Raw genomic sequence first — 17,108 nt, 5'->3', positions numbered from 1 at the left:
AGCTTCCGGACGGAGTCGCGCTGCCACCTGGAGGGCGAGCGACGATTTTTAATTTTACGCTTTACGGGTGGATCAGGTCGGCGCAGCGCGAAGCATCCACCACTGCTGGCCGATCGTCAGGAGGTTGTTCACCAGCCAGTAGATCGTGAGGCCCGCGGGGAATCCGATGAACATAAATGTAAAGACGACCGGCATGAACATCATGATCTTCTGCTGGTTGGGATCCCCCGCCTGCGGCGAGAGCTTTTGCTGCAGGAACATGGAGGCGCCGAGGAGCAGCGTGAGGACCGGGATGCCGTATCCAAGAATCTGTAGCCTTTCCGGGGCTGCCAGATCGGTGATCCAAAAGGCGAACGGCGCGTGGCGGAGCTGGATGGTGTTCTGAAGGAGCTGGTAGAGCCCGATGAAGACCGGGATCTGCAGCACCATCGGCAGGCAGCCCCCCAGTGGATTCACGCCATGGCGCTTGTACAGCTCCATGACTTCCGTGTTCATCTTCTGCGAATCGTCCTTGTACTTCTCGCGGATGCGCGCCATCTCAGGCTGCACCTTCTGCATGTCCCGCATCGACGCGAAGCTCTTCCGAGTCAGGGGCCAAAATAAGATCTTGACGAGAAGCGTCAGCAGAATGATGTCGACGCCCCAGTTCCCAGTGAACCCGTGCGAGTACTCCAGCACCTGGAGCAGAATGAGCGCGATGGGTGCGAACCAGCCGAACTGCAGCCCCTTGGCGAAGCCGTGGCCGGCTGCTTCGAGGGTGGGGCGGTCCTTTGGGCCGAGGTACAGTGTGAAGGCGAGGTTCGTCGGACCGGTCGCCGCGCGCGGTGTGAGAATCTTCTCTTCGACGGCGTTGCCCTTGGGGAGCATGCGAATGCCCACGGCCCTCTCGGGAGCCGCCGCGACTAGGAAGTAGTGATCCTCGAAGCCGGCCCACTCGACCGCCCCGTCGATCACCTCAGGACCTTCGAGGTCATCAAACGCTGTTTGAACGATCTCGTCGTTGACCAAGGCCGCCGGGCCCTCGAACGTCGTACCGTCTTCGTTCTTCTTGCGGGCTCGGGTGAGGAGCAGTGCAACCGCGGCGGCCTTGCCGTCCGGGGTGGCTTGCGTGACTTCCGGCGGCAGCACGTCGGAGGGGGGCGTCTCCACGACCATGTCGATCGGGTAGGTGTCCCCGCGGAAGGTGAAGCGCTTTACGATCGGCTGACCGTCGAACGTGGTTCGCAGCGTGAGTGTGCCGGTGTCGCTTCCCGCGAGGGACAGAGATCTCCGATCCGCTTGGTAGACCTGATTGGAATCGCGCCATGCACGGGCGCCGCGAAGTTCGATCCCGAGTGGCAACTCGATCTCGGGCGCCGGTAGGACGAGAGACAACGGCGGACTGTCGGGAGCGTTCGTCTCCCGGTATTTCTTGAGTAGGAAGTCTTCGAGGCGTCCGCCGACGGTCGTGAACGTGGCGATGTAGAGGTCCGTCTCGACCCGGATTCGCTGGCCCTCGATCGGCTTGGTGACCGTCTCGGGCAGGAGTGGGGCGACGTCATCCGTTCCGACGGCGGGAGCCTGGGCCGCCACCTGAGCCGCCGGAGCGGCTCCGCTCGGCGATTCCGCCGGTCCGTCGGTGGCGGTGATGGGTGCGTCCACCGGGGTCGGCGTCGGCGCGTACCGCTTCAGGACGAACTCCTGGTAAAGGACGATGATCGACACCGAGATGGCGACGAAGAGCAGAGTGCGGCGATCCATCAGGCGTGACTCCGGGCTTTGACGATGTCCGCGTCCGCACGCGGGGATTCGACGGGTGGAACGAGATCGACGCCGCCGGCATGCCAGGGATGGCATTTTCCGAGACGGCGAGCGGAGAGCAGGGTGCCGCGCAGGGGTCCGTGGAGCAGAAGGGCCTCGCGAGCGTACTCGGAGCAGCTCGGAGCGAAGCGGCAGGCGGGCCCGACCCAGGGCGACAAGAGAAGCTGATAGGCCCGCAGGAAGGCTCGCAGGAGGTCTACGACGGCGTTCGTCACGATGTCGCCTCGCCGGGGAGCCGGTTCAGCGCGGGCGCGAGTTCGGCCGCGACTTCCGGCATCCGCAGGGCCCCCGCACCTTTTCGTACAATCACGACGAGATCGACCGCAGGAAGGTCCCGTCGGGCCTGCCGGAAGGTTTCCCGCACGGCTCGTTTCACGCGGTTTCGAATCACGGCGCAGCCGATCTTCTTTGTCACGGTGATCCCCAGACGGGCATCGGTGTTGCGCCCGGGCCGATAAACCACCAGAAAGTGGCGCGTAGACAGCCGCTTTCCGCCGTTCTGTATCGAGAGGTAGTCCGTGCGCTTGCGCACACGGGCCGCCTTCGGGAGCGTTTGAGCGCGGGAGCTCGTGGTTGTGTCCCCCAAGTCCCGCCTCGACCGGCTTAGCCGGGCTGCTTGGGCGGGATGCTGGCGCTGAGGCGCTTGCGGCCTTTGCGTCGGCGGCGCTTGATCACCTGCCGGCCTGCGGCGGTGGCCATACGCGCGCGGAAGCCGTGGGTGCGCTTCCTGCGCCGATTACTGGGCTGATACGTCCGTTTCATCTCGCTCGCCTGTCACTAGAAGTTGAATTGCGCCTCTCTCGGTCGAGAGAGGGCGACCCTGGAGAAAACCATTCGGCTCCCGTGGTGTCAACGGGTACCCCGAGGGTGAGTTGCTCAGCCCCCGGCGGGCGCCTCGGGCTTGTCCTTGTCTTCCCCTTCGGGTTCGGCCGGAGCCGCTTCCGCTGCGGGAGCAGCCTCGGTCTTTGCCGCCGGTGCCGGCTCTGCGGCGGCGGGTGCTTCTGCGGCGGGTGCCTCTGCGGCCGGTGCTTCTGCGGCTGGTGCCTCTGCGGCCGGTGCCTCTGCGGCTGGTGCTTCTACTGCCGGTGCCTCTACTGCGGGAGCTGGCGTCGCCGGCTTGGCCGCGGGCTCGACGGGCTTGATCTTCTGGTGCTCCTCGCAGCGCATGCTCTTCGACACCTTTTTGTGGCAGCCCTCTGCCACACAGGTGTCGTAGCGCCCCTTCGGCATGTCGCCGCGCTTCCAGAGGCGGTAGTGCTGTTTGCAGTAGCCCTTCCCCTCGACGTCTTTTTCGCAGGAGTCGGCCTTACAGGTTCCCTTGTTCGCCATCCGGGCTTGGTAACGGACGGCGGGGAGGGAATCCATCGGGCGTGGGGCGGTCGGAAGCCCCGGCCCCGGCCCAGCTAGAACTCGTGCTTCAGCTGCCTGGTCATGAGCGCGACCATCGCCTCACGCGGGGCTTTGTCCTCGAAGAGTAGGCAGCGCATCTGCGTCGTGATGGGCATCTCGACCCCGGCGGATTTCGCGAGTTCGTCCACGGCGATCGTGTTCCGAACGCCCTCGGCGACCTGGCTCATGCTCTCGAGGATCTCGCTCAGCTTTTCGCCCTGGCCGAGCTTGATGCCGACAGAGCGATTCCGCGACAGCTCGCCCGTGCACGTCAGGACGAGGTCGCCCATGCCGGCGAGTCCGGTGACGGTCAGGGGGTCCGCGCCGAGCTTGATCGCAAGGCGGTTCACCTCGGCGAGTCCGCGCGTGATGATCGCGGCCCGGGTGTTGTGACCGAGACCCAGCCCGTCACTCACCCCGGCTGCGATCGCGATGACGTTCTTCACGGCCGCACCGACCTCGGCTCCGACCGGGTCTTCGGAGGCGTAGACCCGGAACATCGGAGAGGCGAACGCGTGCTGCACGAACTGCGAGGTCTCCTCGTTGGCAGCGGCCGCCATCACCGCGGTGGGCCTCTCCGCGGCGACCTCGCGTGCGAAACTCGGGCCCGTCAGGACCGAGACCCGGTCGCCGCATCCCGACGCCTCGGCGATGACCTCGCTCATCCGCTTGGAAGTGCCCTCTTCGATCCCCTTGGCGGCGCTGCAGATAACCGCCTCCGCGTGAATGTGTGCCCGCGCGGCCTCCATCGCCTCGCGAACTCCATGCGAGGGAATGGCCACGACGAGCAGCTCGTTCGCGGAGCGGACGGCTTGCGCGAGATCGGCGGTAGGCGCGAGAGGCGGCGGCAAATGGAAGCCGGAGAGGTAGCGTCGGTTCTCCCGCGTCTCGGCCATCTCTCTCGCGTGTTCGGGGTCTCGCCCCCAGAGCATCACGGAATGTCCGGCGCGGCAGAGCTGGATTGCGAGTGCGGTGCCCCAAGAACCAGCTCCTAAAACGGTCATGCCCATGGGACGATTGATCTATGTAGCTGCGGGTGGAATCAAGTGGTGCGTACGAAGCGGCTGTCGTCGACCTGGTGCGCAAGGCACAGAGCGGCGGCGGCGGCGGACAACTCATCGAGTGCGGACTCGTCGAGGATGCCCGTGTCGAAGAAGTCCGCCTCGAACCACGTCATCTCGTAGAAGTACGTTCGCGGGTCTTCCATCTGACTGAAGCCTAGGTACTGCAGCTCGTACACGTATCGAACGAGCATCCTCAGAACCTGGGCCGCAGGGAACTCGCTTCGTAGCGGCCGGATGTTCTGACGGACGTACGCCTCACGCTCGACGTCGCTCTGGTGCCGGGTGGCGAGGAGGTTCGCCTGGAAGTCGGGGAGGCGTCGCTCGAAGATGTCGGCAAGGCTCTCCGCGGGGGGCCGGTACTGCCCGAGCTCCGCGAGGTCGGGTGCCACGATCCGCCGCACGGGCTTTGGGAGTTCGTCGATTGTCTGTGTGAGCCGGGCGACGAGCCGGTTGCGCAGGGCGAGCCATCCGGCCGAGTCCACGGACCGCGGCACCCAGCCCGCGTCGACCGCGAGGTGGGCCCACTCGTGAAGGGTGCGGGCCCCGAGCATCGCGCGCGCGTAAGGGATTCCGGGGCTGAGCAGGCGCTCGATCCCAGGCTCGTCCAGATTGTACGCAATTAAACCGCGCTCGTGGTGCAGAAAGGTGTAGCCACCCAGCGCCGCGTCGGCGTCCGGCCGCGGCAGCTCGTTCGGGGTTCGGACCGAGGCGGTGAAACGTCGGCTGTGTTCGGCGATGCACTCGAGGTCGCCGCGCAGGTGGGAGACGACTTCCGGGCCGGCCCGTTCGAGTCGTCGCCGGAGCGCCCCCGTGTCCGCGGCGCGGTCGGACTCCCATACGATGACCCGCTTCTCGTCCGTCACCAGCAGGTCGGGGCGCTCGTCTCGGAGCCACTTCTCGAGTCCGTCGAGAGCCGCGTCGGCCGGTGGGCGGTGCTGCGCGTGGAAGGCCCGCAGCGTGTCCGTCGCGGCGGCTTGGACCTGGCCGATCAGCGCGTCCGGGGCGCTCTCGTAGGCGCGCGGAATCAGCAGCCCGGTGCCGGGGATCTCCCGGTAGGGCGCCCCTTTGCGCGCGGGCCGCAGGGTCTTGTGACGGACCTCACGAAGCCACGGGAGCGCGCCCGCGATGGCTCGGTAGAGCAGCGCATCCGGCCGCTGCGAGCCGTCCGCGGCGTGAGCGAACGCCGCGCACTCCTCGTCTGATCGCTCGAACCACCACGGAGCGAGGTGCACGGCGGCGCGCAGCAGCTCGCCGGTCTCGGCCGCCCGTTCTTCCAGCGCCAGCGCGTACGCGACGAACTCGGGATGCCCGCGATCCGGGTTCAGGTCGTCCAGATACAGTTTGCAGACGCTCTCGTTCAGGATCTGGGCGTACGGCCGGATCGCCGCTCCGTCGAGCACGATTCCGAGGCTCCGGAGGCGCGGCGGGCTCAGGTAGGGCGCCCGCGCGGAGAGCTCGTCGTAGCGGGTCCAATACAGCGCGACGCCCTGTTCCAGCATCTTGACGTGCGCCTCGGACCAGCTCGGCCGAGCTGCGAGGCCACGGGCGAAGTCGCCGTCGATGCCGTCGGACGCGAGGTGCTCCGTAGGCACCAGGTCCAGCCGCGCGTCATGGAAATAGAAGTTGCTGAGCAGGGCACACCCCCGAGCAGAGCTACAGGCGAGAAGTGCTATAGGAGACTCGTGCGGGGCGAGCCAGGCGGAGCGGCGGGTGTCATACGGATCTGAGGCGGGCGTCCGGCCGATGGAGTCGGCAGACTTGCCCCGCGTCGCGACGATCTTCCGCAGCGCGTTCAACGAAATGTACCGCCGACGAGGCTTCGGTCCCGTCGTCGCCGACCAGGCGGTGGGAGCGGTCATCGCCGAGACGTATCGCTCGCTCGACCCGGAGCACTGCCTCGTGGTCGTGCTCGGCGACCGTGTCGTCGGGAGTGGCTTCCTGCACGTTCGGGGAGAGACCGGGGGCGCAGGCCCGATCACGATCGATCCCGCGCATCAGTCGGCCGGTTGTGGCTTGACGCTGATGCGTGAGATCTGTGCGCGCGCCGACGACGCGGGCGTTCGTTCTTTGCGCTTGATCCAGGACGCCTTCAACGAGACCTCGTTTTGCCTCTACGGACGGGTGGACTTCGTGGCTCGGGAGACCCTCGTTCGAGGGAGCTTCCGGTCGCGGCCCGATGTCGGCCGCCGAGCGTCCACGCGTCGCGCGACGCCGGCCGAGATCGGGTCGATCGTCGCCCTGGAGCGCGAGGTCGTCGGGGTCGATCGCCCGAAGGATCATGACCTCTTCCTGCGGATGGGGGACATCCTGATCGCCGGGGAGCCGGGGATCGAGGGCAGTCTGGCGCGGCTCGTCCGCGGTGGTGTCGCCGTGCTGGGACCTGCGGTCACCCGCGATCTCGATACGATGCTCGATCTCATCCAGGCCGCGACCCGCGACCTGCCTCTGCGAACCGATACGCGGCTCCTGATACCGGCTTCGCATCACGACCTGTTGTCGGCGATGTACGAGGCCGGCTTCGAGGTCCACTCGCTGTGCACCTACATGGTCCGCGGCGACTTCGAGCCGTTTCGCGGTTACTACATCCCGACCCTGTTTCCCGAGTCGGGCTAGGAGGAGCCTGACCCAAGATGGCTCACGCCGACCCATCCGCGCTCGCTTCGTGGGTCGCCTGCGGCTCGCGACCGCGCCGCGATGATCGCCGCGACCCATCTTGGGTCAGGCTCCTAGAGCGGTTCAGGCGGGTTCGGCGATCTTCGGCGGCAGCGGTTTGGGTGCCGGGGCGGACGCGCCCCCGACCTGTCGCATGAGCGTGCGGAACTCCTGGGCGTCGACGTAGCCGACGACCCGGTCCACCTCGTGGCCGGCGCTGTCGTAGAAGATGATCGTGGGGACGCCGAGAACGCCGAATTCCTCCAGGAGGTGGTCGTTCTCGTCGCTCGATTCCGTGACGTCGGCCTGCAGCATCGAGAAGCGGCGCGCATCCCGAAGCACGTTCGGGTCGGTGAAGGTCGAGTGCTCCATCTCGACGCACGGCAGGCACCATTCGGCCGAGAATTCCACGATAGCCGGCTGTCGCGCCGTGAGGGCCCGACCGAGCGCCTTGGGCGTGAGGGGCTGCCACTGGATTCCCGGGCCGGCTTGCGCGGACGAGAGCCCGATCCAGGCGGCGAACACGAGCGCCGCGCAGCCCGCGAGGCGCCGGCCCATCGTGAACCCACGGAGGCTGCGTCCGGACGGTTCCAGGAAGCCGAGGTAGACCGCCGCCGCGGCGACGAAGAGAGGGAAGAAGATCTGCATGAAGTCGTGGCCGATAAGAGGCGACACGAAGTAGACAGCCATACCCAGGAGCAGCACGCCGAAGAGACGGTTCATCCAGGAGAGCCATTCACCCGAGCGGGGCAGCTTGTCGAGCGATCCGGCCGCCGACGCCAGAAAAACATAGGGCAACCCCATACCGAGCCCCATCGACGAGAACAGCAGGAAACCCTTCCAGACGTCGCGCTCGGACCCCACGTAGACCAGTAGCCCGAGCACCACCGGCCCGATGCACGGTGCCGCGACGATCCCCATTGTGAGCCCCATGAGGAACGCCCCACCGAGCCCGGTGGAGGCGCCCCCGAAACGGGTCATGAGAGCGCTGGGGGCGCGGAGCTCGAAGAACCCGAAGCTCGACATCGAGAGTGTCCCCAGCAGGAGGGCCAGGCTCACCAGGACGGCCGGGTGCTGGAGCGGAGCGCCGAAGAGGCCTCCGGCTAGCGAGGCCGTCACGCCCAACGCGGCGAAGCTCAGGGTGATGCCCATTACGTAGGTGATCGCGAGGGGCCAGGGTTTCTTGCCGTCGTTCGCCTGGGTCCCGAAGAAGCCCAGAGTGACGGAGATCAGCGGGTAGACGCACGGGGTCAGGTTCAGCGTGAGGCCCAACAGGAGCGTCATGCCGAGTGCGGCGGGCAGGCTCGCGCCCTGAAGCCAGCTGAACAGCCAGGAGTCGTCCGTACCGGTTCCGGCGAGACGGGCCGTGGTCCCGCCGGCGGCGGCGGCGCTGCGCTTCCCGAGGAAGGCCTCGACGGTCGTCGGCGGGAGGCATCGCTCGTGGTTGCAGGCCTGGTAGCGGAGCTTGGCGTGGACGGGGCCGTCGGGCTTCGGGCTCGCGCCGGCGAGGATCTCGATCGTTCCGTCGTACACGAGCATCGGCTTGTCGGGGGCGAACTCGAATTCCTGCGAGTCCGGCTCGGGGTAGGTGGGCTTCGCGAACTCGATTCCGTCTGCGCCCAGCGTCAGGACGGTCGGGATTAGGAACGGCTCGTCGGGGACGTGCGCGTTGATGTGGTAGCCCGACGCGATCTCGACGATCGCCCGAACCGACACGGACCCTGCCTCGGAGGTTTCGATGTGGCCGCCGAGCTTCACGACCGGAGGGCCCGCGTGCGCCGCGCTGGCGGCGAGTAGAACGGCAAGGGAGACCACGAGCGCGGTTGCCGAGCCGGCCCCTGCGCTGACGCCAGGGCTGATGCCAGGGCGGTTGCCAGGGCGGTTGCCAGGGCGGTTGCAGGTCCTGGGGTCTCGGGTTAATTCGGGAATGTTCATCTTTCTGGCGAGGCTAGCATGCGACGAATCTCTGGGCTCTTTCTCTCGATCTTGATTGCCGCGACCTCGGTCGGGGCGCTGCCGGCCCTCGGGGAGGACCGGACCGGTGTCCAGGAGTGGGGTCTGCTCTCGGGCTACGGGCCATCGGACGATGACATCTTCCTGGTGCCCCTGTTCGGTCGGGCCGCCTGGCTCCTGCCGGACGCCGTGGACGAGCCCCTTCACGAGTACGACCTCAACCTGAAATGGGTCGTGGAGGGCTGGATCGCCGGGGTGTTCGACGCCCCGGGGGACGCCTTTGAGGCTGGAATCGCTCCCCTCGTTCTTAAGTTGGACTACGATGCGGGGCAGCGATTTGTTCCATACGGCATCGGCGGAGTTGGTGCGATGTACACGGGCCTCCAGGGCCACAACCTGGCCGGGCCGTTCGAGTTCGCCTCCTTTGTCGGCGTGGGGCTCCACACGTTTTTGAGCGACCAGGTCGCGCTGACCCTCTCGTGGCGCATCCGCCACATTTCGAACGCCGGGATCAAGGGCCCCAATGCGGGGCTCAACACGAATTTTTTCTTGATCGGTCTCGAGTCGTTCCCGAAGCGCTGACCGGCACGGCTTAATCCTCAGGCTCGTGGGCCGGGGTCCCACCTGAAGAAGCTCGCGATTTCCGAGGCCGAAGCTAAGGGAAGCTAAGGTCTGCTCGATGCAAGAAACTAAGTGTGCAGTGCGACGGGACTTTGGCCTCTAGTGAACCCCTGACGCGTGCGAAGTAGGCCTCGGTGCTCACGGTCGATCCGGCCTCTAGCGGCAGATTCGGCCTGACCTCAGCCGTTTTTCGCGGCACTCGTCGAGGACGCGGTGTCCTCGCCCGGCTAGACGTCCAGCGGGACGGTCTCGACGATCTCCAGCGCGTAGCCGGGCAGATTCACCAGGCGACGGCGGAAGTTGCTGAGCAGCCGAATCTTCCCGACGCCGACGTCGCGCAGGATCTGAGCGCCGATCCCGTACTCGCGGAACTCGCTGAGTCGCTCCGACGACATGGTGCTCGGCCGGGCCTTGTCGGTGCCGTCTTCTTTGGTCGAGGCGTCGCCCCGCGGAGCGAACATTTCCGAGCCGGGGTCCCTTTTCAGGTAGAGCACGACGCCGCACCCCTCGTCCGCGATCATCTTCATCGAGCGGTGCAGGAGGTCCCCCGTGTTGCGCTTCACCGAGGCGAAGACGTCTCCCGGCAGGTACTCGGCGTGGGCCCGCACGAGGGTCGGCTTCTCGGGGGTGACGTCGCCCTTCACGAGGGCCAGGTGCTCGCCGCCGTCGACGTCGCTTCGGTAGACGCAGGCCTTGAACTCCCCACCGAATGCGGTTGGAAGCGGCGCCTCCGCGATCCGGTGGACCAGGGAGTCGTTCTTCAGCCGGTAACCGATCAGGTCAGCGATCGTGACGAGCTTCAGGTTGTGTTTCTTCGCGAAGATCTTGAGATCGGGGAGGCGGGCCATCGTGCCGTCGGTCTTCATGATCTCGCAGATCACCCCGGCCGGCTTGAGGCCGGCTAGGCGGGCGAGGTCGACGGCGGCCTCGGTCTGGCCGGTCCTCACCAGGACCCCGCCATCGCGGGCGCGCAGCGGGAAGATGTGCCCGGGCGTGCGGATGTCGGACGGAAGGGCGCCGTCGCGGATGGCCGTGAGGATCGTTTGTGAGCGGTCGGCCGCCGAAATGCCGGCGCCGACGCCGTGCCGGGCGTCGATCGAGACCGTGAAGGCGGTGCCCAGCGGCGCCGTATTCTCGGACACCATCATCGGCAGGCCGAGCTCCGCGAGCTTTTGGCCGGTGACCGGCAGGCAGATCAGCCCGCGGCCCTCCTTCGCCATGAAGTTGATCGCCTCGGGCGTGACCTTCTCCGCGGCCATGCAGAGATCGCCCTCGTTCTCTCGATCCTCGTCGTCGAGCACGATGACCATCCGGCCGGCGCGGTACTCGGCGATCGCCTCTTCGATCGTGGCGATCGAGCCGGACTCGGTTTCCTGGGGGCTGCCGTCGTTTGGGGAAATACTGGACATTTCGAAGGAAAACGTAGCGCCGGGGCTCTCGGCGGCGCAACCCGCCTCCCAGCGGCTTGCGTTGTGGCCCGAGTTGCCGGACCAATCCGCCATGGCAGGGCCACTCGAGGGCATTAAAGTCGTAGAACTGGGATTCTGGGTCGCCGGGCCGGCGACGGGCGGCATTCTGGCGGACTGGGGGGCCGACGTCGTGAAGATCGAGCCGCCCAAAGGCGGCGACCCCATGCGCGGGGTCTTCGTCACCGCCGTGGGGATCGACCTTCCCTTCAATCCCCCGTTCGAGCTCGACAATCGGGGGAAGCGCTCCATCGCGCTGGATTTAAAGCGGGAGGAAGGCCGGGAGATCGCGCGGGAGCTCTGCGATGGCGCGGATGTGTTCCTCTCCAATCTGCGCCCCGGTGCGCTCGAGCGAATGGGCCTGGACTACGCGACGCTGTCGGGCCGCAACCACAAGCTCGTGTACTGTTCGGTCACCGGTTACGGCATCGAGGGGCCCGATCGGGATCGGGCGGCCTACGACATCGGCGCGTTCTGGTCCCGGGCAGGCGTTGCCGGGATGCTCACGCTGCCCGGCGGCACCCCGCCGATGCAGCGGGGGGGCATGGGCGATCATACGACGGCGATCTCGGCGTCTTCGGCCATCTGCGCCGCCCTGGTCGCGCGCGGGCGCACGGGCGAGGGCCAGCACGTCGCCACGTCGCTTCTGCGGACAGGGATGTACGTCGTTGGCTGGGACGTCGCGACGAAGCTTCGTTTCGGCGCAGACGTAGCGCCGCCCAGCCCGCGGGAAGCCGCGCCGAATCCGATCTCCAATGGCTATCGCGCCTCCTGCGGGCGCTGGTTCTGGCTGATTTGTCTCGAGGCCGATCGCCACTGGCCCGACGTCTGCCGCGCGATCGAGCGCCCGGATCTTGTCGCCGACGAGCGTACGATGAACATCGTCACCCGGCGGACGAACGGACGATGGCTCGTCGGGCTCCTCGACGAGATCTTCGCCACGAAGACCCGTGACGAATGGGCGGATATCTTCGAGCGTGAGAACGTCTGGTGGGCCCCCGTGCAGACGGCGAACGAGGTCGCGGACGATCCGCAGGTTCGCGCGAGCGGGGGCGTCGTGCCGTTCGATGGCGCGGCCGGTGAGCCGGAGCAACTCGCCACACCGGTCGACTTTCTCGGCACCCCGGGAGCCCCCGGACGCACCGCGCCCGAGGTCGGCCAGAACACCGAGGAGGTCCTCCTCGAACTCGGCTACGACTGGGAGAAGATCGGTGGCATGAAGGAGGACGGGACGATCCCGTGACCTCGCGCCGCCGGGCTACTCGACCGTGACGCTCTTTGCGAGATTGCGCGGCTGGTCGACGTCGGTGCCGCGGTACATCGCGACGTAGTACGCGAGCAGCTGCAGCGGGATCGACAATAGAATCGGCGTGAGGAGGTGGTTCACCTCGGGGATCGTCACGACCTCCCAGGCGATCTCCTCGAGCTCCGGGCTCGGAGAGTCGGTGATCGCAATGATCCGCCCGCCGCGGGCCTCTACCTCTTTGAGGTTCGACAGCGTCTTGGAGTACATCTCGTCACGGGGCAGGAGCACCACGACCGGAAGCTGCTCGTCGATGAGCGCAATGGGGCCGTGCTTCATCTCGCCGGCGGGATACCCCTCGGCGTGGATGTAGGAAATCTCCTTCAACTTGAGCGCGCCCTCGAGCGCGATCGGGTAGTTGATGCCGCGGCCGAGGAACAGGAAGTCGCTCGCGTGGCCGTACTTCTTGGCGATCTTCTCGATTTGTTTGCCGCGCGTGAGGGTCTCTTCGATGAGGCTCGGGAGCTTCACGAGATCGTGCACGAGCGCGCGCCCTTTCCCTTCGTCGAACCGACCGAGCTGGCGGCCGACGTGGAGCGACAGGAGGTAGAGCGAAGTGAGCTGCGTGGTGAACGCCTTGGTGCTGGCGACCGAGATTTCCGGTCCGGCGTGCGTGTAGACGACGGCGTCGGCCTTCCTCGGAATCGACGCGTCGACCACGTTGCAGATCGACAGTACCTTGGAGCCCGACGCCGCGGCTTCTTCGACGGCGGCGAGCGTGTCCGCCGTTTCGCCCGACTGGGAGACCGCTATCAGCAGGGAACGTGGGCCGAGGATCGGCTTTCGGTATCGAAGCTCACTCGCGTAGTCGACGTCGACCGGGATGCGGGCCATCTCCTCCAAGAGGAACTTGCCCACCAGGCACGAGTGCCACGCGGTACCGCAGGCCGTGAGATAGATTCGGTCGATCTTGGACCAGTCGCTTCCGAGTTCGTCGAGCTCCGGAAGGGAAACGGTGCCCTCCTCTTGGCGAATGCGGCCGAGCATCGTGTCGATGAGAGCTTGCGGCTGCTCGTTGATCTCCTTGAGCAAGAAGTGCTTGTAGCCGCCCTTCTGCGCTGTGATCGGGTCCCAGGTGATGCGCTTGGGCTCCCTCTTTACGGGTTCGCCGTCGAACGTGGTGACGGTCACGCCTTCGCGGGTGACCTCGGCCATGTCGCCGTCCTCGAGGAAGAGGACGTTGCGGGTGTGCTCGAGGATTGCGGGCACGTCGGACGCGACGAAGTTCTCGCCCTCTCCCAGGCCGATCACGATGGGCGTCGCGGTCTTGAACGTCAGCAGGCGGTTCTTGTCACCTTGGCAGAACGTGACGATCGCAAACGAGCCTTCGAGCTGCTTTACGGCGGTCCGGGCCGCGGTCGTGAAGTCCATCCCCTGGGTCATGTGCTCGTCGATGAGCTGGGAGATGACCTCGGTGTCCGTCTCGGACTGGAAGGTGCGGCCCTTTTTGACGAGGTCCTCCTTCAGCTCGAGGTAGTTCTCGATGATCCCGTTGTGGATCACGACGACCTGCCCGGCGCGGTGAGGGTGGGCGTTCTCTTCGGATGGCGGCCCGTGGGTCGCCCAGCGGGTGTGGCCGATCCCGATGTTGCCGGTGAGGGGCGTCTCGGCGAGCAGACCTTCGAGGTTCACGAGCTTTCCGACGGACCGACGGACCTCGATGTTCCCGTCTACCAGGGTCGCGACGCCCGCGGAGTCATAGCCGCGATACTCGAGCAGGCGTAGGCCGCCGACCAGAATCCGGCTCGCTTCCTGCTCACCGATGTAACCCATGATTCCGCACATATGATTCGACTCCGCACGCCGCCTGCCTGGCAGCGAATCCGCAACTGTATCGTGGATAAATCGTCCGGGGCAATGCGGTTCTTTAGCGGGAGGCGAACGGGTCCGTCGGGGATTCAGCCGTTCTTCTCGCGCTTTTTCCGCTCCCGGAAGGGTGCGACCCACCCGGCCCGGCGTTGATCTGGCTTGGGATTGAAGGCCAGCGCGCCCGCCTCGACGTCGTGGCGGACGGTCGTACCGGTAGCCACGTAGGCGTCATCTGCGATCGTCACCGGGGCGACCAATTGGCTGTCGCTGCCGATCTGGACCCGGTCGCCGATGATCGTCGGGTGCTTTACGAACCCGTCGTAATTGCAGGTGATTGTGCCGGCGCCGATGTTCGTCTCGGTCCCGATGGTGGCGTCCCCAATGTAGGCGAGGTGATTGGCCTTGGTGCCGTTGCCCACGACGGACTTCTTCACTTCGACGAAGTTCCCGACGTGGACGTCCTGCCCCAGGTCGGCCCCGGGCCGCAGGTGCGAGAACGGCCCGACGACGGAGCGCTTGGCGACTTTGCACTCGGAGAGCACGACGTTGGAGCGGAGGTGGACCTCGTCGTCGATTTCCGCGTCGACGAGGAAGGCGTTTCCGTCGACCGTGCAGTCGCGGCCGATCTTCGTCTGGCCGCGGAGCTGCACCATGGGCCCGATCACGGTGTCCGGCCCAATCGTCACATCGGCCTCGATCCAGACCGTGGTCGGGTCGAGGAAGGACACGCCGGCGTCGAGATGGCGGCGGACGGTGATCTGGCGCAGCACGCCTTCGAGACCCGCGAGGTCGGCGCGGGAGTTGATCCCGACGACTTCGTCGCCGTCGACCGGTTCCGTCGCGACCGGCTTCCCGTCGTCCACCGCGAGTCCGATGACGTCGGTGAGGTAGAGTTCGCCCTGAGCGTTGTTGGGCTTCAGACGGTCGAGCGCTTGGAACAGGAACTCGGACTGGATGCAGTAGATGCCCGGATTCGACTCCTGGATCAGCCGTTCCTCGGGCGTTGCGTCCTTTTCTTCGATGATCCGGACGAGCGCACCGCTGTCGTCGCGGATGATTCGGCCGTAGCCGAACGGGTTCTCCAGCACCGACGTGAGCAGGCTCACGGCGGACCCGGTCGAGCGGTGCTTCGCCAGCAGTCGTCGGATCGTGCCCTCGGTGAGGAGCGGCACGTCTCCGTAGAGAACGACCACGTCGCCCCGAAAAGCGCCCAAGGCGGCGTCTCGCGCGATCAGAACCGCGTGGCCCGTACCGCGCTGCTCAGTCTGCAATGCGAACTTCGCGCCGTAGCCGTCACAGGCCTTCTCGACGGTCTCAGCCTGGTGGCCCACGACCACGACTGTGCGCCCGGCGCCGAGCGGTCTGCACGTGTCGAGCACGTGCCGCACGAGGGCCCGGCCGCCGAGCGGGTGAAGGACCTTCGCGTGCGCGGATTTCATCCGCGTGCCCTTTCCGGCGGCGAGGATGACGATGGCTAGATCTCGCGGTTCGCTCATGGCTTTACCTGCAGTTTCCCCTCGCGGATCCTCTCTTCGGCCTCGGCCACCTTGGCCTTTACCTCCGGCGGAACCCGGTCTTCGAGGCGCGGATTGTACACCAACTGGATCACGCCACCGTCGAGCCCCTCTTGGGCGACGCGCCCCTCGAAGCGCTTCTCCTTGGCCTCGCGAGCCATTTGGAGGAACGCGGCGGGGATCGAAATCACGGCGCTCGCGAGGACGGTATCGGGGGCGGCGCTGCTCTGGTCACCGTTCGATCCGAACGCCAGGACCCCGTGATCCTTCGCGGCCTGGAACACCCCGAGACCGGCGGCGTCCGCGTTGTGCAGCAGGAAATCGGCGCCCTGCGCGATCATCGCGCTCGCGGCGGCCCGAGCGGCCGCGACGTCTTCGAAGTTTCCGGTATAGGCGGTCGAAACCACGAAATCTGGATTGACGCTCTTCGCACCGGCGATGAACCCATCGAAGGTCTTCTTGATGACCGGAAGCTCGATCCCCCCGACGCATCCGGCCCGCCCGGTCTTGGACAAGGACGCGGCGAGCATCCCGGCCAGATAGGTCGCCTGGTCGAGATCGAACTGGAGGGATGCGACGTTCTTCGCCGAGACGCTGCCCGAGCTTACGACGAAGTCGGTGTCTGGGAAGTCCTTCGCGGCGCGCATCGCCGGGTCTTGGAACTCGAAGCCGTGCCCGAAGACCAACGCGTAGCCCTGCTGGGCGTACCCGCGGAATCCCTGCTCGAAGTCGGCCGGGGTCGCGACCTGCTGGTTGCTGATCTCGGCGCCCAGCTGCTTGTGGATCTCTTGCAGGGCCTCGTACGCGCCGGCGTTCCAGCCGCCGTCGCTGACGGGGCCGGGGGTGAGAAGGCCGACCTTGAAAGCGTTGCCGCCTCCGCTGGGGGCCTCGGCGCAGCTCAGCGCGAAGAGGGCCAGTGCGCCGAGTAGGGTAAGGAGCCCGGTTTGTTGGGGCTGCTTCATGCGCGCAGGTTCCGGTACCCTCCGCGGAAGTACAGGAGCGGGTCGGTCTCCTGGTCCATGGCGATGTCGACGGGCTCGCCGACGTAGATCGTGTGGTCGCCGGCGTCGAAGTCGTATCGGACCGCGCACTCGAGGTGCGCCAGAACGTCGTTCAGGACGGGTGCCCCGGTCTTGCCGACCTTGTAGCCGATGCCCTCGAACTTGTCGCCGCCAGACTTTGAGAACTTCCGCGACAGAACTTCCTGATCGTTCGACAGGATGTTCACGACGAAGACCTTCGAGGCGCCGAAGGCGCCGTAGCTCTCGGCCTTCTTGTCGACGCAGCACAGTAGAAGCGGCGGGTTCAGCGAGACCGAGCTCACTGCGTTGGCCGTCAGCCCGAAGATCTGGCCGTTGCCGTCGTGGGTGGTGATCACGGTCACTCCGGTTGCGAAGTGCCCCATGACGCCGCGGAATTCTTGCTGATCGACTGCCATCTCGCTGTCTCCCCTGGTTCGCTGGAACGGGGTCTCTTTAACTGCGACGGAACGCTTGTCCAATGCCGTTGCAACGCGCGTTGCCGCGCCCGATAACGG

General features: G+C 66.5%; 16 protein-coding genes. 3 read left to right on the top strand and 13 right to left on the bottom strand.

Annotated elements, in window-relative coordinates; all coding sequences use genetic code 11:
- Window positions 1–72: 72 nt before the first annotated feature.
- The 7 genes from yidC to P8R42_26300 form a co-directional block, all read right to left on the bottom strand.
- Window positions 73–1,740 carry a membrane protein insertase YidC gene (gene yidC, locus P8R42_26330; protein MDG2308109.1) on the bottom strand — a complete coding sequence of 556 codons (1,668 nt, stop codon included), beginning with the start codon at window positions 1,738–1,740 and terminating at the stop codon, window positions 73–75.
- A complete protein-coding gene (yidD, locus tag P8R42_26325) occupies window positions 1,740–2,015 on the bottom strand; it encodes a membrane protein insertion efficiency factor YidD (protein MDG2308108.1) in 276 nt (91 codons plus the stop codon). Before yidD ends, yidC begins: the two co-directional genes overlap by 1 nt.
- Entirely contained in the window at window positions 2,012–2,386 is a 375-nt protein-coding gene (gene rnpA / locus P8R42_26320; protein ID MDG2308107.1) for a ribonuclease P protein component, read from the bottom strand. The genes yidD and rnpA overlap by 4 nt, the downstream gene beginning before the upstream one ends.
- 17 nt (window positions 2,387–2,403) lie before the next feature.
- Window positions 2,404–2,562: a 50S ribosomal protein L34 gene (gene rpmH / locus P8R42_26315; protein MDG2308106.1), complete on the bottom strand. Its 159-nt coding sequence runs from the start codon at window positions 2,560–2,562 to the stop codon at window positions 2,404–2,406.
- Window positions 2,563–2,676: 114 nt separating this feature from the next.
- The gene (locus P8R42_26310; GenBank protein MDG2308105.1) at window positions 2,677–3,129 is read right to left on the bottom strand and encodes a hypothetical protein; all 453 of its coding nucleotides are present in this window, start codon (window positions 3,127–3,129) and stop codon (window positions 2,677–2,679) included.
- 74 nt (window positions 3,130–3,203) lie between these two features.
- Entirely contained in the window at window positions 3,204–4,199 is a 996-nt protein-coding gene (locus P8R42_26305; protein MDG2308104.1) for an NAD(P)-dependent glycerol-3-phosphate dehydrogenase, read from the bottom strand.
- A gap of 32 nt (window positions 4,200–4,231) precedes the next feature.
- Window positions 4,232–5,845: a hypothetical protein gene (locus P8R42_26300; protein MDG2308103.1), complete on the bottom strand. Its 1,614-nt coding sequence runs from the start codon at window positions 5,843–5,845 to the stop codon at window positions 4,232–4,234.
- A 118-nt stretch (window positions 5,846–5,963) separates the two neighbouring features.
- On the opposite strand from P8R42_26300, the gene P8R42_26295 reads away from it, so the two are divergent.
- Complete coding sequence (locus P8R42_26295; protein MDG2308102.1) at window positions 5,964–6,866, top strand: GNAT family N-acetyltransferase; 903 nt, start codon at window positions 5,964–5,966, stop codon at window positions 6,864–6,866.
- A 123-nt stretch (window positions 6,867–6,989) separates the two neighbouring features.
- On the opposite strand, the gene P8R42_26290 is transcribed toward P8R42_26295, so the two are convergent.
- On the bottom strand, window positions 6,990–8,720 hold the full coding sequence (locus P8R42_26290) for a cytochrome c biogenesis protein CcdA (GenBank protein MDG2308101.1): 1,731 nt from the start codon (window positions 8,718–8,720) through the stop codon (window positions 6,990–6,992).
- A gap of 138 nt (window positions 8,721–8,858) precedes the next feature.
- Here P8R42_26290 and P8R42_26285 point away from each other — a divergent pair, with 138 nt between their 5' ends.
- The gene (locus tag P8R42_26285; protein MDG2308100.1) at window positions 8,859–9,440 is read left to right on the top strand and encodes an acyloxyacyl hydrolase; all 582 of its coding nucleotides are present in this window, start codon (window positions 8,859–8,861) and stop codon (window positions 9,438–9,440) included.
- Between the two features lie 266 nt (window positions 9,441–9,706).
- Here the strand turns inward: P8R42_26285 and ribB are convergent, their stop codons facing one another.
- Window positions 9,707–10,888 (bottom strand): 3,4-dihydroxy-2-butanone-4-phosphate synthase, encoded by a 1,182-nt coding sequence (gene ribB, locus P8R42_26280; GenBank protein ID MDG2308099.1) that lies wholly within the window; start codon window positions 10,886–10,888, stop codon window positions 9,707–9,709.
- A gap of 91 nt (window positions 10,889–10,979) precedes the next feature.
- Between ribB and P8R42_26275 the strand changes: the two genes are divergently transcribed.
- Window positions 10,980–12,188 carry a CoA transferase gene (locus P8R42_26275; protein ID MDG2308098.1) on the top strand — a complete coding sequence of 403 codons (1,209 nt, stop codon included), beginning with the start codon at window positions 10,980–10,982 and terminating at the stop codon, window positions 12,186–12,188.
- Between the two features lie 15 nt (window positions 12,189–12,203).
- Here the strand turns inward: P8R42_26275 and glmS are convergent, their stop codons facing one another.
- The 4 genes from glmS to P8R42_26255 form a co-directional block, all read right to left on the bottom strand.
- Window positions 12,204–14,033, bottom strand: a complete 1,830-nt coding sequence (gene glmS, locus P8R42_26270) for a glutamine--fructose-6-phosphate transaminase (isomerizing) (GenBank protein MDG2308097.1) — start codon at window positions 14,031–14,033, stop codon at window positions 12,204–12,206.
- A 113-nt stretch (window positions 14,034–14,146) separates the two neighbouring features.
- Complete coding sequence (gene glmU, locus P8R42_26265; protein ID MDG2308096.1) at window positions 14,147–15,553, bottom strand: bifunctional UDP-N-acetylglucosamine diphosphorylase/glucosamine-1-phosphate N-acetyltransferase GlmU; 1,407 nt, start codon at window positions 15,551–15,553, stop codon at window positions 14,147–14,149.
- Window positions 15,550–16,533: a BMP family protein gene (locus P8R42_26260; protein ID MDG2308095.1), complete on the bottom strand. Its 984-nt coding sequence runs from the start codon at window positions 16,531–16,533 to the stop codon at window positions 15,550–15,552. The genes glmU and P8R42_26260 overlap by 4 nt, the downstream gene beginning before the upstream one ends.
- Window positions 16,530–17,009, bottom strand: a complete 480-nt coding sequence (locus P8R42_26255) for a flavin reductase family protein (GenBank protein ID MDG2308094.1) — start codon at window positions 17,007–17,009, stop codon at window positions 16,530–16,532. The genes P8R42_26260 and P8R42_26255 overlap by 4 nt, the downstream gene beginning before the upstream one ends.
- Between the last annotated feature and the right edge of the window lie 99 nt (window positions 17,010–17,108).

It is taken from the genome of Candidatus Binatia bacterium (assembly GCA_029243485.1).
GTDB lineage: Bacteria > Desulfobacterota > Binatia > UBA12015 > UBA12015 > VGTG01.
The sequence above is the reverse complement of the archived record's forward strand: the minus strand, read 5'-3'. Positions and strand labels throughout refer to the sequence as shown.